The 20813-nt window shown below is 45.3% G+C and carries 17 protein-coding genes and 2 tRNA genes; 18 read left to right on the top strand and 1 reads right to left on the bottom strand.

Going from position 1 to position 20813, the window contains the following annotated elements; genetic code table 11:
- The first annotated feature begins 43 nt into the window (after window positions 1–43).
- From glmM to rpsO, 11 genes are all read left to right on the top strand, one after another.
- Entirely contained in the window at window positions 44–1381 is a 1338-nt protein-coding gene (glmM, locus tag Q4Q49_RS13455) for a phosphoglucosamine mutase (protein WP_106651350.1), read from the top strand.
- A 194-nt stretch (window positions 1382–1575) separates the two neighbouring features.
- Window positions 1576–2358 carry a triose-phosphate isomerase gene (gene tpiA, locus Q4Q49_RS13450; protein ID WP_006082720.1) on the top strand — a complete coding sequence of 261 codons (783 nt, stop codon included), beginning with the start codon at window positions 1576–1578 and terminating at the stop codon, window positions 2356–2358.
- A 1-nt stretch (window position 2359) separates the two neighbouring features.
- Entirely contained in the window at window positions 2360–2695 is a 336-nt protein-coding gene (secG, locus tag Q4Q49_RS13445; RefSeq protein ID WP_006082719.1) for a preprotein translocase subunit SecG, read from the top strand.
- A gap of 11 nt (window positions 2696–2706) precedes the next feature.
- Window positions 2707–2793, top strand: a tRNA-Leu gene (locus tag Q4Q49_RS13440).
- A gap of 82 nt (window positions 2794–2875) precedes the next feature.
- Window positions 2876–2952, top strand: a tRNA-Met gene (locus Q4Q49_RS13435).
- Between the two features lie 173 nt (window positions 2953–3125).
- Window positions 3126–3581: a ribosome maturation factor RimP gene (gene rimP, locus Q4Q49_RS13430; protein WP_006082718.1), complete on the top strand. Its 456-nt coding sequence runs from the start codon at window positions 3126–3128 to the stop codon at window positions 3579–3581.
- 29 nt (window positions 3582–3610) lie between these two features.
- Entirely contained in the window at window positions 3611–5110 is a 1500-nt protein-coding gene (gene nusA, locus Q4Q49_RS13425; RefSeq protein WP_220590918.1) for a transcription termination factor NusA, read from the top strand.
- 25 nt (window positions 5111–5135) lie between these two features.
- Window positions 5136–7775, top strand: coding sequence for a translation initiation factor IF-2 (infB, locus tag Q4Q49_RS13420; RefSeq protein ID WP_220590917.1), 2640 nt, complete (start codon window positions 5136–5138; stop codon window positions 7773–7775).
- A 57-nt stretch (window positions 7776–7832) separates the two neighbouring features.
- On the top strand, window positions 7833–8291 hold the full coding sequence (gene rbfA, locus Q4Q49_RS13415; protein ID WP_105251700.1) for a 30S ribosome-binding factor RbfA: 459 nt from the start codon (window positions 7833–7835) through the stop codon (window positions 8289–8291).
- Entirely contained in the window at window positions 8291–9256 is a 966-nt protein-coding gene (gene truB, locus Q4Q49_RS13410) for a tRNA pseudouridine(55) synthase TruB (RefSeq protein ID WP_220775722.1), read from the top strand. Before rbfA ends, truB begins: the two co-directional genes overlap by 1 nt.
- A gap of 149 nt (window positions 9257–9405) precedes the next feature.
- Window positions 9406–9675 (top strand): 30S ribosomal protein S15, encoded by a 270-nt coding sequence (rpsO, locus tag Q4Q49_RS13405; RefSeq protein WP_106651344.1) that lies wholly within the window; start codon window positions 9406–9408, stop codon window positions 9673–9675.
- Between the two features lie 167 nt (window positions 9676–9842).
- Here the strand turns inward: rpsO and Q4Q49_RS13400 are convergent, their stop codons facing one another.
- Window positions 9843–11897 carry an EAL domain-containing protein gene (locus Q4Q49_RS13400; RefSeq protein WP_311988213.1) on the bottom strand — a complete coding sequence of 685 codons (2055 nt, stop codon included), beginning with the start codon at window positions 11895–11897 and terminating at the stop codon, window positions 9843–9845.
- A 195-nt stretch (window positions 11898–12092) separates the two neighbouring features.
- Here Q4Q49_RS13400 and pnp point away from each other — a divergent pair, with 195 nt between their 5' ends.
- The 7 genes from pnp to Q4Q49_RS13365 all read left to right on the top strand — a co-directional run bounded on the left by pnp (window position 12093) and on the right by Q4Q49_RS13365 (window position 20745).
- Window positions 12093–14195, top strand: coding sequence for a polyribonucleotide nucleotidyltransferase (gene pnp / locus Q4Q49_RS13395; RefSeq protein WP_220590915.1), 2103 nt, complete (start codon window positions 12093–12095; stop codon window positions 14193–14195).
- Between the two features lie 192 nt (window positions 14196–14387).
- Window positions 14388–15290 (top strand): lipoprotein NlpI, encoded by a 903-nt coding sequence (gene nlpI, locus Q4Q49_RS13390; RefSeq protein WP_006086937.1) that lies wholly within the window; start codon window positions 14388–14390, stop codon window positions 15288–15290.
- 99 nt (window positions 15291–15389) lie between these two features.
- Window positions 15390–16970: a peptide chain release factor 3 gene (prfC, locus tag Q4Q49_RS13385; protein WP_311999575.1), complete on the top strand. Its 1581-nt coding sequence runs from the start codon at window positions 15390–15392 to the stop codon at window positions 16968–16970.
- 90 nt (window positions 16971–17060) lie between these two features.
- A complete protein-coding gene (locus Q4Q49_RS13380; RefSeq protein WP_311899853.1) occupies window positions 17061–17264 on the top strand; it encodes a hypothetical protein in 204 nt (67 codons plus the stop codon).
- Window positions 17265–17274: 10 nt separating this feature from the next.
- The gene (locus Q4Q49_RS13375; RefSeq protein ID WP_311899852.1) at window positions 17275–18039 is read left to right on the top strand and encodes a TatD family hydrolase; all 765 of its coding nucleotides are present in this window, start codon (window positions 17275–17277) and stop codon (window positions 18037–18039) included.
- Window positions 18040–18215: 176 nt separating this feature from the next.
- Window positions 18216–19475, top strand: coding sequence for a NupC/NupG family nucleoside CNT transporter (locus tag Q4Q49_RS13370; RefSeq protein WP_311999574.1), 1260 nt, complete (start codon window positions 18216–18218; stop codon window positions 19473–19475).
- Between the two features lie 361 nt (window positions 19476–19836).
- Entirely contained in the window at window positions 19837–20745 is a 909-nt protein-coding gene (locus tag Q4Q49_RS13365) for an outer membrane protein OmpK (protein WP_106651300.1), read from the top strand.
- The last annotated feature ends 68 nt before the right edge of the window (window positions 20746–20813 follow it).

Raw genomic sequence — 20813 nt, 5'->3', positions numbered from 1 at the left:
ATGATCCCAAATTATTGGGACACATTTGAGTTTGTGGGGCGATATGAAAGAACGTAAATTTTTTGGAACTGACGGTATTCGGGGAAAGGTCGGTTCAGGTCAAATGACACCTGAGCTTGCGCTAAAATTAGGTTGGGCAGCGGGTCGTGTATTGTCCCGCAGTGGTACCAAAAAGGTGATCATAGGTAAAGATACCCGTATTTCAGGTTATATGTTCGAATCGGCATTAGAAGCGGGTCTTTCTGCTGCTGGTCTTAATGTGATGTTAATGGGACCCATGCCCACGCCCGCAGTCGCCTATTTAACGCGTACGTTTCGCGCAGAAGCTGGGGTGGTGATCAGCGCATCACACAATCCTTATTACGATAACGGCATTAAATTTTTTTCGACCGACGGCAGTAAGTTAGACGATAACTTAGAGCTAGAAATCGAAGCCGAACTTGAAAAGCCCCTCGTTTGCGTTGAATCACATCTGCTTGGCAAAGTGTCGCGCATTGAAGATGCTCGTGGTCGTTATATCGAGTATTGCAAAGGTAATTTCCCCGCAGAACACACGTTAACTGGGTTAAAAATTGTGGTCGATTGTGCCCATGGTGCAACCTATCACATAGCCCCCGCAGTATTTCGTGAGTTAGGTGCCGAGGTGATTGCCATTGGTGATAAACCTAATGGGGTTAACATCAATGACAAAGTGGGCGCTACGTCCATGGGTAAGATTTGTGAAACTGTGCTCGCCGAAAGTGCCGATTTAGGTATTGCGCTCGACGGCGATGGCGATCGTATTATGATGGTCAATAGTAAAGGCGAAGTCATTGACGGCGACCAGATTTTATATATTTTGGCCTGTGATGCGAAATCCCGCGGCGTATTACGCGGTGGTGTAGTTGGTACGTTAATGTCAAATCTTGGGCTTGATTTAGCTTTGCAAGCCTTAGATATTCCCTTTGCGCGTTCAAAAGTGGGTGACCGCTATGTGATGGAATTGCTGAAGGAACTCGATTGGCGCATCGGCGGTGAAAACTCTGGGCATATCCTTAATCTTGACCACGGCACAACCGGTGATGGTATTGTCGCTGGGATTTTAGTGTTAGCGGCCATGCGCCGCCAAAATGCCACGCTAGAACAACTGACTTCTGCGATGGAAATGTTGCCACAGGTATTAGTCAATGTGCGCTTTGAGGGCGAGCATGACCCGCTTCAATCAGATAAAGTAAAAGCGGCACAGGCACAGGTTGAGTCAGAGCTTGGTGTTCGTGGTCGAGTGCTATTACGTAAGTCAGGTACTGAACCTTTGATCCGTGTCATGGTAGAAGGTGACGATCATAGTACAGTATTGGCGCACGCAAATTTGATTGCGGATGCGGTAAAATCGGCAAGCTAATCTTTGCCTATTTAATAATGAGTGCGGCTGATACCAATTTAAAATTAAGGTGTTAGCTGCACAAATGAACAGAAATCAGCTTTTGAGTCTAAAAAACAAGCACTCCAACCTGATATCTGAAAAAATTCGAATTTTGCTATTGTAACTTAATAAGTGGTTCGCTATTATTCACGCCGCTTTCAGAGGAGACAGTGATGGCACTCAGACGTCCTATGGTAGCTGGCAATTGGAAGATGAACGGCAGTGCGGCATTAGCCCAAGAGTTGTTCAAGAAATTTGCCTCTAAGCTCCAAAATGATTCAGCTGAAGTGGTTTTATGCCCGCCTTCTATCTATCTAGAGAGCGTCAGGCAACTGCTAGAAGCAAACAAGGAAGCGTTAGACGGTTCACTTGTTAGGATGGGCGCACAAAACCTGAGTCAACATGACTTTGGCGCTTATACCGGAGAAGTTTCAGGTCAGATGCTCAAAGATTCAGGATGTCGATATGTGATTATCGGGCATTCAGAACGTCGCCGTATGTACGGAGAGACGAGTAATATCGTAGCGGAGAAATTCGCCGCTGCACAAAAGCATGGCTTAACTCCCATTTTATGTGTGGGTGAGTCGGGTCCAGCGCGTGAAGCAAGACGTACCTTTGAGGTGATTGCTGAAGAGTTGGACATAGTGATCCAGAAAAATGGCACTATGGCTTTTGATAACGCCATTATCGCCTACGAGCCACTTTGGGCTGTAGGGACTGGTAAAAGCGCTACACCAGAGCAGGCACAAGAAGTTCATGCGTTTATTCGCAAACGCCTCTCTGAAGTATCTCCGTTTATCGGAGAAAATATCAGGATTCTCTACGGTGGTAGTGTCACACCGAGTAATGCTGCAGATTTATTTGCCCAACCTGATGTTGATGGTGGACTGATTGGCGGTGCTAGCTTAAACTCTAGCGAGTTTTTAAGTCTATGTACCATAGCGATGAGCGCATAATATGTATGAAGTTCTAGTAGTTATTTACTTGTTGGTTGCATTAGGTCTGATTGGCCTAGTATTAATTCAGCAAGGTAAGGGAGCTGACATGGGGGCCTCTTTTGGCGCCGGTGCATCAGGTACTCTGTTTGGTTCAAGCGGTTCAGGTAACTTCCTGACACGCACTACTGCGATTCTTGCCATTGCGTTTTTCACTCTAAGTCTGCTGATTGGCAACTTAAGTGCAAACCACGCAAAAAATGAAGATTCATGGAAAAATTTAGGTTCAGACACTGAACAGGTCACCCAACCTGTTGAGCAAGGAACCCAAAAGTCAGAAACGAAAATTCCTGACTAGTAAAAGGTGTCGCCGAGGTGGCGAAATTGGTAGACGCGCAGCCTTGAGGTGGCTGTGACCTAACGGTCGTGCGGGTTCAAGTCCCGCTCTCGGCACCAAATATAACTAAGATAGGCGAGATAAGTTCTCTCTTAGTTATTGCAAGCAAAGACGATAGTCAATATACTTGCACACAGTTGACGCGGGGTGGAGCAGCATGGTAGCTCGTCGGGCTCATAACCCGAAGGTCGTCGGTTCAAATCCGGCCCCCGCAACCAGCTCCTAGTAACGAATAGTGTTTGAATTCGTTATGGTTTACAGGTTCTTGAAATTAATGACCTCGTGATTACGGGGTTTTTTGTTATCTGGGACTTTTAAATTTGTCGCATGCTTCGTATGTGGCGTTGTACTAGGGCTATTAAGCCCTTTTTTGTTTTTTCGGGGGTCAATCTTGGCAACGTTAGAATTCAGACTGGCAGAAATGCTCAAAGTACCTGTGGAAGCATTAGGCTTTCAGCTATGGGGCATTGAATATGTTCAAGCGGGTAAGCATTCCACACTGCGAGTGTTCATTGATGGTGAGAATGGTATCAATATTGAAGATTGTGCCAATGCAAGTCGCCAAGTCAGTGCTGTACTCGATGTTGAAGATCCTATTTCTACAGAATATACCCTAGAGGTTTCTTCGCCAGGTGTTGATAGACCCTTATTTACTGCTGAGCAGTATGCGGGCTATGTGGGCGAGGATGTAAAGCTTCAATTGACTATGCCGGTTGACGGCAGTCGTAATTTAAAAGGCGCCATCACTGCGGTCGACGGGCAAATGCTCTCGCTGAAAGTGAATGGTAAAGAGTTAGTTGTCGCCTTGGATAATATCCGCAAAGGCAACTTAATCGCTAAGTTTTGATGGTTTCAAGGTGAACGAGGCAAGACGAGATGAATAAAGAGATTCTGCTAGTCGCTGAGGCGGTTTCAAATGAAAAGGCCGTTCCACGCGAGAAAATTTTTGAAGCGCTAGAGATTGCTCTGGCCACAGCAACCAAGAAAAAATACGAAGGTGATATTGACGTTCGTGTTGCTATCGACCGTAAAACCGGTGGTTATGATACTTTCCGTCGTTGGATGGTGGTTGATGACAACGGTGCCGCGTTAGAAAATCCTTACCGCGAAATCACGTTAGAAGCGGCACGATACGAAAATCCAGATATCCAACCTGGCGAGTTTATCGAAGACGATATCGAGTCAGTGGTGTTTGACCGTATTACCACTCAAACCGCTAAGCAAGTGATCGTACAGAAAGTACGTGAAGCTGAACGTGCTCAAGTGGTTGAACAGTTCCAAGACCAAGAAGGTGAGTTAATCACTGGTATAGTCAAAAAAGCAACTCGTGAAAGCGTAGTGGTTGACTTAGGTAATAACGCTGATGGCGTGTTGTTCCGTGAAGATTTAATTTCACGTGAATCTTTCCGCCCAGGCGACCGCGTACGTGCATTACTGTACTCAGTACGTCCAGAAGCTCGCGGCGCACAGTTATTTTTAAGCCGTACTAAACCTGAAATGCTAATCGAGCTTTTCCGTGTAGAAGTACCTGAAATTGCTGATGAACTGATTGAGATTATGGGCGCAGCCCGTGATCCAGGCGCGCGCGCTAAAATCGCCGTTAAGTCAAATGACCGTCGTATCGATCCTATCGGTGCGTGTGTGGGTATGCGTGGTGCACGTGTACAAGCTGTGTCGAATGAACTGGGTGGCGAACGTGTTGATATCGTGTTGTGGGATGATAATCCAGCACAATACGTGATCAATGCCATGGCGCCAGCCGATGTGGCCTCTATCATAGTTGACGAAGATAACCATTCAATGGATATCGCTGTTGAAGCAGATAGTTTGGCACAAGCCATTGGACGTAATGGCCAGAACGTACGTTTAGCAACACAGCTGACAGGTTGGGTTCTGAACGTTATGACAGTGGACGATATGAATAAGAAACACCAGGCAGAAAGTGCCAAGGTGGTTGATTTATTCGTTAACTCACTGGATGTCGATGAAGATTTTGCACAAGTACTGGCGGACGAGGGCTTTACGTCGCTCGAAGAAGTTGCCTATGTGCCTGTGTCTGAACTATTGGCGATTGACGGTTTTGACGAAGATCTCGTTGAAGCCTTACGTGAACGTGCAAAAGCGGCGATCTCAACTCGAGCTCTCGCTACTGAAGAAGCACTGGATGGTGTGGAGCCAAGTGAAGAGTTGCTAGCACTTGAAGGTGTTGACAGACACTTAGCCTATGTTTTCGCTAGCAAAGGTATTGTGACTCTAGAAGACTTGGCTGAACAAGGCATTGATGATTTGATCGAAATTGAAGAATTGACAGAAGAAAAAGCAGGTGAGCTCATCATGGCAGCCCGCAATATCTGTTGGTTTGGCGAAGAAGCATAAGTCGATCAACAGGGGGATTTAACTGATGGCAGATACTACCGTAGAGAAATTGGCCACGGAAGTGGGTAAAAGTGTTGAACGTCTGATTGAGCAATTCTCTCAGGCTGGAATTAAGAAAGGCCAAGCTGATAACGTGACTGAAGCTGAAAAGCAGCAGTTACTGGATTATCTGAAAAAGCAGCACGGTGGCGAAAATGCGCCAACGAAAATGACGTTGCAGCGTAAAACCGTATCGACCCTGAGTGTGGCTGGTAATGGTGGTCAATCTAAAGATGTTAAAGTTGAAGTTCGTAAAACACGAACTTTCGTCAAGCGTGATGCTAATGAGGCTACTCTGAAGGCTGAAGAAGAAGCGAAGGCCGAAGCAGAAGCTTTGGCAAAAGCAAAGGCTGAAGCAGATGCTGCTGCGGCAAAAGCGAAAGCAGAAGCTGATGCGAAGGCAAAAGCGGATGCAGAAGCCAAGGCGAAAGCCAAAGCAGCAGCCGAAGTGAAAGTGACCAAAGATACTTCACCAGAAGCTGAAGCGGCACGTTTAGAAGCTGAGCGTTTAAAAGCGGCACAAGAAGCGGCAACTAAGCGTAAGCAAGATGAAGAAGCTGCAAAAGCCGCTGAAAAAGCGCGTTTACTTGCAGAAGAAAACTCTAAGCGTTGGGCTGAAGAAGAACGTCAACGTTTAGAAGCTGAGAAAAACGGCGATCACCACATCACCACCTCTAAAGTAGCGCGTGCTGCTGAAGATACCTCTGATCTGGATGAAGAAAAACGCGGACGTCGTGCTCGTAACAAGAGTAATGCCAAAAAACGTGGTGGCAAAGATGCCCGTGACGGCCGTGAAAAACACATGCGTAACCGCAGTACTGCACCTGAGTCTATGGCGCACGGCTTTAATAAGCCAGTTGCAGCGGTAAGCCGTGATGTGCGTATCGGTGAAACTGTGACTGTTTCTGAACTTGCGCATTTAATGGCAGTGAAAGCGACTGAAATCATCAAGCAAATGATGAAAATGGGTTCTATGGTTACGATCAACCAAGTGTTAGATCAAGAGACCGCCCAGTTAGTTGCTGAAGAAATGGGTCACAAAGTTGTGCTTATCCGTGAAAACGAACTTGAGCACCAAGTGATGCAAGACCGTGACGATGAAGATGGCATCAAGCTAGAATCTCGTGCACCAGTTGTGACTATCATGGGTCACGTTGACCACGGTAAGACGTCACTACTCGACTATATTCGCCGCGCTAAAGTGGCTGCTGGCGAAGCCGGTGGTATTACTCAGCATATCGGTGCATACCATGTTGAAACTGAAAACGGCATGATCACTTTCCTTGATACTCCTGGTCACGCCGCGTTTACTGCAATGCGTGCCCGTGGTGCCAAGGCAACGGATATCGTTGTATTAGTTGTTGCTGCCGATGACGGTGTAATGCCGCAAACTATCGAAGCTATTCAACATGCTAAAGCCGGTAACGTGCCATTAATCGTGGCTGTGAACAAGATGGATAAGCCGGAAGCGGATATCGATCGCGTTAAGAGCGAATTGTCACAACACGGCGTCATGTCTGAAGATTGGGGTGGAGACAACATGTTTGCCTTCGTTTCAGCTAAGACAGGTGAAGGCGTAGATGAACTGTTAGAAGGCATTTTGTTGCAAGCTGAAGTTCTCGAACTGAAAGCGGTACGTGATGGTATGGCTGCCGGTGTGGTCATTGAATCACAATTGGACAAAGGTCGCGGCCCAGTGGCAACGATTCTGGTTCAAGAAGGTACTTTGCGCCAAGGTGATATCGTTCTGTGTGGTCTTGAGTACGGTAAAATCCGTGCAATGAAAGACGAGAACGGTCGTTCAATTACTGAAGCGGGTCCATCTATTCCTGTTGAAATTCTGGGTCTGTCAGGCGTTCCGTCTGCAGGTGATGAGGCAACAGTAGTACGTGACGAGCGTAAAGCGCGTGAAGTTGCCCTGTATCGTCAAGGCAAATTCCGTGATGTGAAACTGGCACGCCAGCAAAAATCTAAGCTAGAAAACATGTTCGCGAACATGACAGACGGCGAAGTGAAAGAACTGAACATCGTTCTTAAAGCAGACGTACAAGGTTCACTCGAAGCGATTACTGACTCGTTAACAGGTCTGTCTACCGATGAAGTGAAAGTGAACATCATCGCTCGCGGTGTGGGTGCACTGACTGAAACGGATGCAACCTTAGCGGCAGCATCTAACGCTATCCTCGTTGGCTTTAACGTGCGTGCCGATGCACAAGCGCGTAAGACAATCGACAGCGAAAGTGTTGATTTACGTTACTACAGCGTAATCTATAATTTGATTGATGAAGTTCGTGCAGCGATGACAGGTATGCTGTCTCCTGAATTCAAACAACAAATTATTGGTCTGGCTGAAGTGCGTGACGTGTTCAAATCACCTAAGCTGGGCGCAATTGCTGGCTGTATGGTTACCGAAGGTACCATCAAGCGTAGCGCACCAATTCGCGTACTACGTGATAACGTGGTTATCTACGAAGGTGAACTTGAATCTCTACGTCGCTTTAAAGACGACGTTGCTGAAGTTCGCAATGGTATGGAATGTGGTATTGGCGTTAAGAACTACAACGATGTTCGCGTAGGCGACCAAATCGAAGTATTCGAAACCGTCGAGATTGCTCGTACTCTGTAACGATAATAAGGGCGGCTTTAGCCGCCCTTATCAATTTAAGCTATGGTAAGAAATATTATGGCAAAAGAATTCAGTCGTACTCGTCGAATCGCTCAGCAGCTTCAGCAAGAACTGGCTCAAGTGCTACAGCGCGACATGAAAGATCCTCGTATTGGCTTTGTAACCGTGAATGACGTCGATGTCTCACGCGACCTTAGTTATGCAAAAGTCTTCGTGACTTTCTTTGAAGAAGACAAAGCCGTTGTTCAAGAAAAGCTAAATGCTTTGATCAGCGCCGCTCCTTATATCCGCACTTTAGTGGCTGGCCGTATGAAGCTGCGTGTGATGCCTGAACTGCGTTTTATCTATGATAGCTCGCTGGTTGAAGGTATGCGCATGTCTAACTTAGTTAGCCAAGTGATCAACCAAGACAAAGCGAAGCAGCAGCAATTTGGCAGCGAAGACGCATCGGTTGAAGATGAAGTCTTAGGTGATGATATTGCCGATGATGCAGATGAAACGGAAGGTAAAGATTAATGGCTCGTCGTCCAAAAGGTCGTTTTATTGATGGAATAGTGCTGCTGGATAAATCCACGGGCATGAGTTCTAACTTTGCATTGCAAAGGGTAAAGCGCTTTTTTAATGCGAACAAAGCAGGGCATACGGGCGCACTCGATCCGTTAGCAACAGGTATGTTACCTGTGTGCTTAGGCGAAGGGACTAAGTTTTCCCAGCATCTGTTAGATGCTGATAAACGTTATTTAGTTACCGCAAAACTGGGTGAGCGTACGGATACCAGTGATTCCGATGGCGAAGTGGTGCAAACCCGCGCCATTGATTTTACTGAGGCGCAGTTATTAACCGCGCTTGATTTCTTCCGCGGCGAGACTCAGCAAGTGCCTTCTATGTATTCCGCGCTAAAATATCAGGGCCAGCCCCTGTATAAATATGCCCGTGAAGGCATTGAAGTGCCGCGCGAATCTCGCCCTATTACGGTATTTGAGCTTAATTTCATCGGTCTTGAAGGCGATGAGCTGACCTTAGATATTCATTGTTCTAAGGGCACTTATATTCGCACTATCATAGACGATCTCGGCGAAATGCTCGGATGTGGCGCCCATGTGATCATGTTGCGTCGCACTCAAGTTGCACAATATCCCTATGCAAGAATGGTTACCTTAGAACAACTTGAAGCGCTTGTTGCCCAAGCACATGAACAACAGATAGATCCGAGTGTTTTACTTGATCCGCTGTTGTTACCTATGGACACGGCCGTGGCCGATTTTCCTGAGGTGAATGTGCCAGATGCAATCGCCCCTTATTTAATGCAAGGTCAGGCTGTTCGGGTGCCCGTTAATGCAGACTTGAAAACCGATGAACTGGTGCGTATCACTTTAGGTGACATCCGCCGATTTGTGGGGATTGGTACTATGAACGAAGACGGCTTACTTGCGCCGAAACGACTCATAGTAATCCATGACGAGCCTGTAGAATCGCATTAGTCTGCTATCCATGAACAAATTAATTAATTTGTTCATGGATTAGTCTCCACCTTTTATTGCGCTAGGGTGGGTTTCTGGGTAGAATAGCGCGCCCTCTGGCTGAGTTAGTGATCGGCTAGAGATTCATAATTATTTATTTGGAGATATACATGTCACTAAGTACTGAAGCAAAAGCAAAAATTTTGGCTGAATTTGGCCGTGGCGAAAACGACACTGGTTCAACTGAAGTTCAAGTTGCTTTGTTAACTGCGCAAATCAACCATTTGCAAGATCACTTCAAAGAGCACATTCACGATCACCACTCACGTCGTGGTCTGTTACGTATGGTTAGCTCACGTCGTAAGTTAACTGCTTACCTGAAACGTACTGATTTAGCACGTTACACTGCACTGATCCAAAAGTTAGGTCTACGTCGTTAATCTCGCGTTGACTAGCGTGAAAAAGGAGGCTTAAGCCTCCTTTTTTATTGCCTAAAATTCAGTAGATGATTAAATCAAGCTGTGTAGGATTTAGGCCAGAGCATGTCGATATTATGTCTTTACGCTGGCCTTAACGCCGCATAAATCATTGGTCTGATTAAAGAACTCTAAGCACCACGTAGTCCATCTAAAGTGCTTATCGTTGCTGTCTGTGTCGCTATATACAGGGCTTCAAATTCCGCTTGGGGCAAGGGTTGGCTAAAATAGAAACCTTGGCCAACTTGGCACTGATTCTGCTTCAACCAATCCAACTGCTGCTCGTTTTCAATTCCTTCGGCCACAATGGTCAAATTAAGCTGCTTACCCAACATCAAAATGGTCGATGCGATTGCACTATCCCCTGGTAAATCGGACACGAAACAGCGGTCAATTTTCATGGTGGTGATGGGTAAATGGCGTAGGTAAGAAAGTGATGAATACCCAGTGCCGAAGTCATCGACGGCAATACCAAATCCTGCAGATTTTAGTTGCTCAAGTTTAGCGATAGCCAGTTCAATGTCGTTCATCAACGAGGTTTCAGTGATTTCAATTTCCAGCAACTCGGGTTGGATTTGATAGCGTAATGCCATCTGCTTGATATCGGGAACTAAACTAGCATCGGCAAATTGTTGTGAGGCAACATTAATCGCAATTGGGATGGCATAGTTATATTTTTTCTGCCACTCCCTCAAGACCTTGCAGCTTTGTTCTATTACCCAGCGTCCAATTGGAATGATGATCCCTGTTTCTTCCGCGACGGGAATAAAAGAAACCGGACTGATGAGTCGGCCGTCTTTTTGCCAGCGGATCAGGGCTTCACAGGCGATCACTTTGCCCGTTTGTAGGTCGAGTTTTGGCTGAAAATACAGTAAAAATTCGTTGTTTTTTAACGCATCATGCAAAGATGCTTCGGTGCGTAAACGCACAGCTGCGCGCTCTGTCATCTGCTGTTTAAAGAAGGCCCATTGATTCGAGCCTGCAGCTTTCGCGCTGTACATGGCAATGTCAGCGTGACGGATCAAATCTTCAGCACTGTTACCGTCTTCGGGATAAATAGAAATCCCAATTGATGCCGCAGGATGAATTGCATGTTCATTTAATTGAATCGGGACATTGAGCTGGATCAGTAGCTTATCTACAAAATCTGCCGCTTGGTCTGGGGTGTGAACTGTATCAGCCAGAATAACAAATTCATCGCCTCCTAAGCGGGAAACTGTGCCTTTATCGCCAACGAAGCGTTCAAGGATGCGGGCAATACGGGCAAGAAATTGATCGCCTAATGCGTGGCCAAGGGAATCGTTGATATTCTTAAAGCGGTCTAAGTCGATAAACATCAAGGCAAAGCTGCGTTTGTGTACTCGCGAACGTTGGATTGTGACTGCGATGGTTTCAAGCAATAGCGTGCGGTTGGGTAAGCCTGTTAGCGGATCTCGGGTCGCCATCTTGCGCAGTTTGGATTGGGTCTGGCTAAATTGGATAAGAATTTGGTTGAATTTAGAGGTCACTAGACCGAGTTCATCATCCTTGTGCGCATTGGACATAGGTAAGAGGTTTTCGTCCGGAGAGTCGGGCTCAATCTTATCTATGGCCTCGCTGATGCGTGCGATAGGCTGAGTTAAGAAGCGATGGAAGACGACAGATAATACTAAGGTGAGCAAGAGAGCGCGGGCAAGTGTGGCGAAAAAACTAAATCTTAACTGTGAGAAAAGGGTATTTGTCAGCTCTTGGGTGTCGTAGAAAACTGTTAATGTGCCAATAAGTTGTTGCTGTTGGGTGCCTTCAAAATAAAAAGGGCGGTACAGCGGGCGAGATATTTCCTTGAGATCATCAAATAATTTGTTACTTAAGCTGATAAAAGTCTGCGAGTTGTTCTTTTTATTATTGCTGACTGAAACAAACATGGAACCATCGTCGAGCTCAATCACTGCTGAGCCGACATGTTCAACCTTAATGGCCCCTTCTAATGTTTGGCGAGCTAAATTATCATCCAAAGCCCAGACGGCATTTGCTGCTGGTTGTTCAACTGAATCAAGGAGTTCTTGCTGGGTAGTTGTGAGCTGTTGTTTGGTTGATACGACGACTAAAGCGATTTCAACAATAAAAATTGCAATGGCAAAAAAGAGGGCGGTAAATACGACTAGATTAGTTTGTTTCCACGTCAGTGACTTAAAACGGCCTGTCATCGGGCGCATCCTTTATGATAATTATTCACCATCTGCGAGAATTTCCGTATCAATGTAAACCGCAACTCTTTGTTGATTTAACCACTTTAGTGAAAAGTTACGTATTTGTCATCATTATCTGCTCTTTATCTATTGATCCGATTTGCAGTATACTTACGCGCGTAATTCAAGGTCATTAATTAAGGAATGGGTCACGTGAATCCTATTGTAAAGAGTTTTGAGTATGGTCAACATACAGTCACCCTGGAAACAGGTGTTATAGCGCGTCAAGCAGATGCAGCCGTTTTAGCGAGCATGGGTGACACGACTGTGTTGGTCACTGTTGTCGGTAAAAAAGAAGCAGAAGCTGGTCGTGACTTTTTCCCTCTGACTGTTAACTATCAAGAAAAAACCTACGCAGCAGGTAAAATTCCTGGTGGTTTCTTTAAGCGTGAAGGCCGTCCTTCAGAAGATGAGACTTTAATTGCTCGTCTGATTGACCGTCCAATTCGCCCTCTTTTCCCTAATGGTTTCAAAAACGAAGTTCAAGTTATCATTACTGTAGTCTCTGTCGATCCACAAATCGAGCCAGATATCATCTCTATGATCGGTACTTCTGCGGCACTGGCTATTTCTGGTATTCCATTCAGCGGTCCTTTAGGTGCTGCACGTGTGGGTTACATTGATGGCGAATACGTGTTGAACCCAAGTGTTGCGCAACTTGCAACCAGCCAACTGAATTTAGTGGTTGCTGGTACTGCTGGTGCAGTATTAATGGTGGAATCAGAAGCCCAAGCCTTACCAGAAGAAGTGATGTTAGGTTCTGTTGTTTACGGTCACGATCAACAACAAGTGGTTATCAAAGCGATTGCTGAATTTAAAGCAGAAGCTGGTAAACCAACTTGGGATTGGACTGCACCAACGCAAGATGCCGATTTAGTTGCCCAAATCAAAGAGCTTGCAGAAGCGGGTTTAGGTGATGCGTATAAAATCCAAGTTAAACAAGATCGTTATGCTCAAGTTTCTGTTGTTAAAGCAGCAACAAAAGAAGCCTTGTTAGCCAGCAATCCAAGCATTGATTTACGTGAAGTAGACAACTTGCTGGGTAGCTTAGAGAAGAAAGTGGTTCGTGGTCGCATCATCCGTGGTGAGCCACGTATCGATGGTCGTGAACCAGACATGATCCGTGCCTTAAGTGTGTTAGCGGGCGTATTGCCACGTACTCACGGTAGCGCATTGTTCACTCGTGGTGAAACTCAAGCGTTAGTCACTTGTACTTTAGGTACTGAACGTGATGCACAGAAGATTGACAGCATCATGGGCGAGCGCACTAACCGTTTCATGCTGCACTATAACTTCCCTCCATACTCTGTTGGTGAAACAGGCATGGTGGGTTCACCTAAGCGCCGCGAAATCGGTCATGGTAAGTTAGCATGGCGCGGTATCAATGCTGTTATGCCTTCAGCTGCTGAATTCCCATACAGCGTGCGCGTTGTATCTGAAATCACTGAATCTAACGGTTCAAGCTCTATGGCGTCAGTATGTGGTACTTCACTAGCGCTGATGGATGCCGGTGTGCCTATCAAAACTTCTGTAGCGGGTATCGCTATGGGTCTAGTGAAAGAAGGCGATGATTTCGTTGTTCTTTCTGACATCTTAGGTGATGAAGATCATTTAGGTGACATGGACTTTAAAGTGGCGGGTACACGTGATGGTATTACTGCATTGCAGATGGATATCAAGATCGAAGGTATCACTAAAGAAATCATGGATATCGCACTGCAACAAGCCTATGGCGCGCGTGTACATATCCTGAACGTGATGGATCAAGCGATTGGTTCACACCGTGATGATATTTCTGATCACGCTCCACGTATCACTGTTATCAAGATCAACCCAGAAAAAATCCGTGACGTTATCGGTAAAGGCGGCGCAGTTATCCGTGCTCTGACCGAAGAAACCGGCACTACGATTGAGCTGGAAGATGATGGTACTGTGAAAATTGCTTCTTCAAATGGTGAAGCAACCAAAGAAGCTATCCGTCGTATCGAAGAAATCACTTCAGAAGTTGAAGTGGGTCGTATCTACAACGGTAAAGTTATCCGTATCGTTGATTTCGGTGCGTTCGTGAACATTCTGCCGGGCAAAGACGGTTTAGTACACATTTCACAAATCAGTGATGAGCGTGTTGCTAACGTGTCTGATCACCTTGAACTGAACCAAGAAGTTGCTGTTAAAGTAATGGAAGTGGATCGTCAAGGCCGCGTACGTCTGTCAATCAAAGAAGCACAAACTAAAGAAGCTGCAGCTGCTGAATAATGAGTCTTTGACTTATTATAGGCACACACTTTCTAAGTGATTGCATCAAAAGGAGATCAAATGATCTCCTTTTTTGTTTTTGGCATTAAGAAAGTCAGTATTAATCTTGATTCCCCAATAGCAGTCCTGTGGTGGGATTGCTATCATGAAGATTCTTCTGCGTATGTTGGGAATCTAAAAAGGTAGAAATGGATGAGTCTTAAAATTAGAACCGCTGTCGTTGCTGTGCTGGCGGGCGCCAGTCTGTTGTTAGCCGGATGCGCTACCACCCAGTCTCCTTTAGATAACCATAATGATGTTGAAGGTAAATTGGTTATCGCACCTGTCATGCCCGATTATAAAGTGGAAGTGACGTTAGCGAAGCTCAACGAGATTTTGGCTACGGTCGAATTAACCAATGAGCAAAGAGCCAGATTTCATTACGATCGCGGTGTGATTTACGACAGTGTGGGCTTAAGACTGCTCGCGCGCATCGATTTTATGCAAGCGCTGAAGCTGCAACCCGATCTCGCCGATGCCTATAATTTTCTTGGGATTTATTACACCCAAGAAGGCGAATACGCTAGCGCCTATGAAGCATTCGATGGCGTGTTAGAACTCGCCCCTAATTACGATTATGCCTATTTGAATCGCGGTATTGCCTTGTACTATGGCGACCGTAACGATTTAGCCACTAAAGATATGCAGGCATTTTATGCTGGTGATAATAAAGATGGTTATCGCGCATTGTGGCTGTATTTGATTGATTTTAAAGATGATGCAGTTGAAGCTAAAAAACAGTTAGCTGAAAACCGTAAGAATTTAGACAATGATGCTTGGGCGACCGTTATCGTTGATTATTATTTAGGAACAAAGAGCCATGATGAGGTGTTTGCTGCTGCGAAAGTTGGCTTAACTCATCCAAAAGAATATGCCGAACGTTTATGTGAGGCTTATTTTTACCTGGCGAAAATGGCAATAGAAAACAAGCAATATCAAGATGCTGCTAACTATTTCCGCCTCGCACTGGCGACCAATATTTATGATTTTGTTGAACATAGATATGCGCGGATTGAGCTCGCTAAAGTCAAAGGTTTGCTCGAAGCTACAAAATAACCCTCATCAGCCCGAGCTCTTCTCGGGCTTTGCCTAGCCAAGCTCGAACTGAGGCGCTATAATTTGCGCCTTTTTAGCGATACTAGTGCATAGGTTAACATGTCAGGCAATAAAGTAGAGGTCGATAAACGTCGCACCTTCGCGATCATATCGCACCCCGACGCGGGTAAAACAACCATTACCGAAAAAGTGCTGTTATTCGGAAACGCTTTGCAAAAAGCGGGTACGGTTAAAGGCAAAAAATCGGGTCAGCATGCTAAGTCTGACTGGATGGAAATGGAGAAGGACCGTGGTATTTCTATTACTACGTCTGTGATGCAGTTCCCCTATGGTGGCGCCCTCGTTAACCTACTCGACACGCCTGGTCACGAAGACTTCTCTGAAGATACCTATCGTACACTGACCGCTGTTGACTCTTGTTTGATGGTCATTGACTCTGCAAAGGGTGTAGAAGACCGTACCATTAAGTTGATGGAAGTGACCCGTCTGCGTGATACGCCGATCGTGACCTTTATGAACAAACTCGACCGTGATATCCGTGATCCTATCGATTTGATGGATGAAGTCGAAAACGTACTGAATATTGCCTGCGCACCTATTACTTGGCCTATTGGCAGCGGTAAAGAATTCAAAGGTATTTACCACATACTGCGTGATGAAGTCGTGCTGTATCAAAGTGGTATGGGGCATACTATCCAAGAGCGTCGCGTGGTGAAGGGTATTAATAATCCTGATCTTGATAAAGCGATAGGTAGTTATGCCGCTGATTTACGTGATGAGATGGAATTAGTGCGTGGCGCGTCGAATGAATTTGATCATGCGGCTTTCTTGAAAGGTGAGCTGACGCCAGTGTTCTTTGGTACCGCGTTAGGTAACTTTGGTGTGGATCATATTCTTGACGGTATCGTTGAGTGGGCACCTAAGCCATTACCGCGTGAAAGCGATGCACGCGTAGTTATGCCTGAAGAAGAGAAATTCACTGGTTTCGTGTTCAAGATCCAAGCAAATATGGATCCAAAACACCGTGACCGTGTCGCCTTTATGCGTGTTTGTTCTGGCCGTTACGAGCAGGGCATGAAAATGCACCATGTGCGTATCGGTAAAGATGTTAACGTCAGCGATGCATTGACCTTTATGGCGGGCGATCGTGAGCGTGCTGAAGAGGCTTACCCAGGCGATATCATTGGTTTGCATAACCATGGCACTATTCGTATTGGCGATACTTTTACCCAAGGTGAAAAGTTCCGCTTCACTGGCGTGCCTAACTTTGCGCCTGAAATGTTCCGCCGTATCCGTCTGCGCGATCCACTCAAGCAAAAGCAACTGTTAAAAGGCTTAGTACAGTTGTCTGAAGAAGGTGCTGTGCAAGTATTCCGCCCAATCGATACTAACGATTTAATTGTTGGCGCCGTGGGTGTGCTGCAGTTTGAAGTGGTTGTTGGACGTCTTAAGAGCGAATACAACGTTGAAGCCATTTACGAAGGTATCAGCGTTTCGACCGCTCGCTGGGTTTATTGCAAGGATGAGCGTAAGCTTGAAGAGTTCCGCCGCAAGTGTAGCCAAAACTTAGCACTCGATGGTGGTGATAACTTAACCTATATTGCGCCAACTATGGTCAACCTGAATCTTTCGATGGAAAGATATCCTGATATTGAGTTTGCGAAAACCCGCGAGCACTAATTAGGTCAGGTTCAAAATAGTGGTTGAAATGGCGGTGAATTCACCGCCATTTTTGTATCTAATGAAATCTAAAAACGGTTCTGGATGTGAATGATGGCGAATTGGATCACAAAAACATGGCAGGTTTATATTCAGTGGTGCGACCGCATGGGGCTGACACCTGAAAATCGTCGTTGTTGTATGCCACGCCTTGAAGATCCGCCATTAGCGATAAAATGCGCTAAAACGACAGCAGCTGATGAAACGGCATTGCCGCCTGAAGCGCATTCAAACGGTCAATCGACCGCAGAGTGAGGTATTTGCAGTGATTGATACCCACGCACATCTAGATTTTGCCGAGTTTGATCTTGACCGCGATACTGTAGTGCAGCGAATGCACAGTGTTGGGGTTAATAATCTGATTATTCCTGGCGTGTCCCCGCAACACTGGCACAAACAGCTCGCTGTTGCCGCACAATATCAAACCTATTTTGCCCTTGGCATCCATCCTTGGTTTTGCCCAGAGAATGTTGATGCAGGGATCTTAGCATTAACATCTAAAGTTGCCGCGTTGCTCGAATGTCCTCGTTTTGTTGCTATTGGTGAATGTGGCTTAGATAAACTTTATTCCGCTACTTGGCCGCAGCAGTTAGCGTTTTTTGAGGCGCAATTGACGTTAGCTAAATCCGTTAATCTGCCGGTGATTATTCATAGTGTTAAAGCGCATCCCGAGGTTTTGGCCTGTTTAAAAAAGTATCAATTGCCTAGAGGCGGTGTGATACATGCTTTTTCTGGCAGTGTTGAGATAGCACAGGAATATATTAAGTTAGGTTTTAAGTTGGGAATTGGTGGTTTGATTATGAATCCCAATGCCAAAAAATTACTCAAAACAGTCACTGAACTCCCACTCGAACACCTCATACTTGAGACTGACTCTCCGGCAATGACGCCGATAAATGTTACTGAAAAACGTAACCAACCCGCTAACCTTGTTCTTTTTATAGACAAAATCGCTACTTTGCAAAAAAAATCAAGTGTTCTAATATCAGAACACTTGATGTCGAATGCTATGCAACTGTTTGACCTTTAGTTGTTTTTAAATAAACAGGTGTAGGTCGCACTAGCATTCTCCACTAAGCGATTGAAATTAAACTCCAAAAATATGATCAAAACGACGATTTTCGACTTAGGCTCGGGTATAATCTGACTCGGAAATAGGTTGATTAACAACATAATTAAAAAGTGTTAACAATAGGGTGATGGTTAATGAATATATTGATGAGTTTAGTAGGGGTGGTCACCCTACTTGCGATAGGTTTCCTCCTATCGAATAACAAAAAAGCAATTAATTTGCGTACAGTGGGTGGCGCGTTAGCTATCCAAGCTGCTTTCGGTGGTTTTGTACTGTACGTTCCTGTTGGTAAAGACATTCTGAAAGGTATGTCTGATGCGGTTTCTAGCGTTATTGGTTACGCACAAAACGGTATCGGTTTCCTGTTTGGTGATTTAGCTAACTTCAAACTTGGCTTCATCTTCGCAGTAAACGTGTTACCCGTTATCGTGTTCTTCTCTTCTCTGATCGCGGTTCTATATTACTTAGGCGTTATGCAGTGGATCATCCGTATCATCGGTGGTGGTTTACAAAAAGCATTGGGCACAAGCCGTACAGAATCAATGTCAGCAACAGCTAACATCTTCGTGGGTCAAACTGAAGCTCCTCTGGTTGTTCGTCCATTCATCCCAACTATGACGCAGTCTGAACTGTTTGCGATCATGGTCGGTGGTTTGGCGTCAATCGCGGGTTCAGTATTGGCTGGTTACGCGCAGATGGGTGTACCTATCGAGTACTTAGTTGCCGCATCATTCATGGCAGCACCAGGTGGTCTATTAATGGCTAAACTGATGCACCCTGAAACTGAAGTTGCTAAAAATGACATGAGCGATTTGCCAGAAGATCCTGACAAACCAGCTAACGTGTTAGACGCAGCTGCAGCAGGTGCTTCATCTGGTATGCATTTAGCGTTAAACGTTGGCGCTATGTTGTTAGCCTTCGTTGGTTTGATCGCTATGATCAACGGTATCATCGGTGGTATCGGTGGTTGGGTGGGCATGCCTCAGTTAACACTTGAACTGATCCTCGGTTATGTGTTTATGCCTTTAGCATTCCTTATCGGCGTACCTTGGAATGAAGCATTAGTAGCAGGTTCTTTCATCGGTCAAAAGATCGTAGTTAACGAATTTGTTGCTTACTTAAACTTTGCTCCATACCTGAAAGACATCGCTGATGGCGGTATGGTAGTAGCTGAAACGGGTCTAGCAATGACTGACAGAACCAAAGCGATTATCTCCTTTGCTCTGTGTGGTTTCGCTAACTTGTCTTCAATCGCGATTCTGCTTGGTGGTTTAGGTGCTATGGCTCCTACTCGTCGCCATGATTTAGCTACAATGGGTATTCGTGCGGTTATCGCCGGCTCTTTAGCTAACTTAATGAGTGCGACACTTGCTGGTCTGTTCTTAGCTATGTAAGTTATTGAGCGGCAGTCGGGGGAAACCCCACTAACTGGGTCCTGACCATGCAGGGCAGGACCTAAGTTAATTCAACCATTTTCCAGTAGTGCCAGTAGTGATTCCTGTAGTGAATAGTTTCTCCAATTGAAAGATACAGAATGCAACCGAAATGTCGCTGTTATTCTGTCTTAAATGTCGCGGGAACAAGGTTAAGTTAATTAATCGTAATGCAGAAGTCGCGACTTTGTTCACAATTAAGAATTTTGTGTTTGTGATTTTACGCTAGATTATTGAGATTTTATTTAATCTAGGTAGAATGCGAGCGCCACAAAAAGAACGCTACCCTCGATGGTAGTAAACAAGATAAATGGGGTTGATGATGAAAAACGTTAAAACTTTAGCTTTAGCTGCTACAGCAGTAGCTGCAATCTCTGGCAACGCATTTGCCGCTGATCGTTCTGATATCTACGCAACAGATTACAAGTGGATGCAGTTCAACGCTATGTATGCAATTGATGAACACCCAATTGCTCCAGGTGCCGATGCAGAACATAACTACCTTGAAATGGAGTTTGGTGGCCGTAAAGGTGTTGTTGACCTATATGGTTATGTTGATGTTTTCAACTTAGCAAACAGCGGTTCTGGCGACAAAGTTGCTGGTGCAAGCAAAATGTTCATGAAATTTGCTCCACGTTTTTCACTGGATGCAATCACAGGATTAGATCTTTCTGTGGGTCCAATTCAAGAAGTGTACTTCTCTACTCTATTTAACTGGGGTGGTGGTGCAATTAAAGGTCAAAGCATTTCTTTTGATGTCGAGGATCATCCTGGTCCACAAAAAATCAATAACGCAGGCGATGTAAACATGTCGTTCTGGGGTATTGGTGCTGACGTTATGGTGCCTTGGTTAGGTAAAACTGGCATGAACTTATATGCTACTTACGATATCAATGCTAAGGATTGGAATGGTTACCAGTTTTCTGCTAACTGGTTCAAACCTTTCTACTTCTTTGATAACAAGAGCTTCCTGTCATTCCAAGGCTATGTTGATTATCAATTTGGCGCTGATGAAGTAAATGCCTATGACACAAATGGTGTTTATCAGAATACGACTTTTACCTCTAACGGTGGTAACGTGTTCTTTGGCCTATACTGGCATTCAGATAACTATGCTCTAGGTTATGGTCTGAAAGGCTTTAAAGATGTTTACCTGCTTAAAGACGGTGGCACTTTTGGTCTAGATACGACTGGTTGGGCGCATTACTTCACCGCTACTTACAAGTTCTAATTTCTTGTAATACTAGTTGCTTGTTGGAGCCGCATTATGCGGCTCCATCTTTGTTTTACCATGAGTCT

Origin of the sequence: Shewanella sp. SP1S1-7 (assembly GCF_031932105.1) — a bacterium.
Lineage (GTDB): Bacteria > Pseudomonadota > Gammaproteobacteria > Enterobacterales > Shewanellaceae > Shewanella > Shewanella baltica.
This window is presented reverse-complemented; position numbering and strand designations above follow the sequence as displayed.

Bases quoted from the DNA above. Each gene is read 5' to 3' on its own strand.
- glmM (WP_106651350.1), top strand. From the start codon at position 44: ATGAAAGAACGTAAATTTTTTGGAACTGACGGTATTCGGGGAAAGGTC.
- tpiA (WP_006082720.1), top strand. From the start codon at position 1,576: ATGGCACTCAGACGTCCTATGGTAGCTGGCAATTGGAAGATGAACGGC.
- secG (WP_006082719.1), top strand. From the start codon at position 2,360: ATGTATGAAGTTCTAGTAGTTATTTACTTGTTGGTTGCATTAGGTCTG.
- nusA (WP_220590918.1), top strand. From the start codon at position 3,611: ATGAATAAAGAGATTCTGCTAGTCGCTGAGGCGGTTTCAAATGAAAAG.
- infB (WP_220590917.1), top strand. From the start codon at position 5,136: ATGGCAGATACTACCGTAGAGAAATTGGCCACGGAAGTGGGTAAAAGT.
- rbfA (WP_105251700.1), top strand. From the start codon at position 7,833: ATGGCAAAAGAATTCAGTCGTACTCGTCGAATCGCTCAGCAGCTTCAG.
- truB (WP_220775722.1), top strand. From the start codon at position 8,291: ATGGCTCGTCGTCCAAAAGGTCGTTTTATTGATGGAATAGTGCTGCTG.
- rpsO (WP_106651344.1), top strand. From the start codon at position 9,406: ATGTCACTAAGTACTGAAGCAAAAGCAAAAATTTTGGCTGAATTTGGC.
- Q4Q49_RS13400 (WP_311988213.1), bottom strand. From the start codon at position 11,897: ATGACAGGCCGTTTTAAGTCACTGACGTGGAAACAAACTAATCTAGTC.
- nlpI (WP_006086937.1), top strand. From the start codon at position 14,388: ATGAGTCTTAAAATTAGAACCGCTGTCGTTGCTGTGCTGGCGGGCGCC.
- prfC (WP_311999575.1), top strand. From the start codon at position 15,390: ATGTCAGGCAATAAAGTAGAGGTCGATAAACGTCGCACCTTCGCGATC.
- Q4Q49_RS13380 (WP_311899853.1), top strand. From the start codon at position 17,061: ATGATGGCGAATTGGATCACAAAAACATGGCAGGTTTATATTCAGTGG.
- Q4Q49_RS13370 (WP_311999574.1), top strand. From the start codon at position 18,216: ATGAATATATTGATGAGTTTAGTAGGGGTGGTCACCCTACTTGCGATA.
- Q4Q49_RS13365 (WP_106651300.1), top strand. From the start codon at position 19,837: ATGAAAAACGTTAAAACTTTAGCTTTAGCTGCTACAGCAGTAGCTGCA.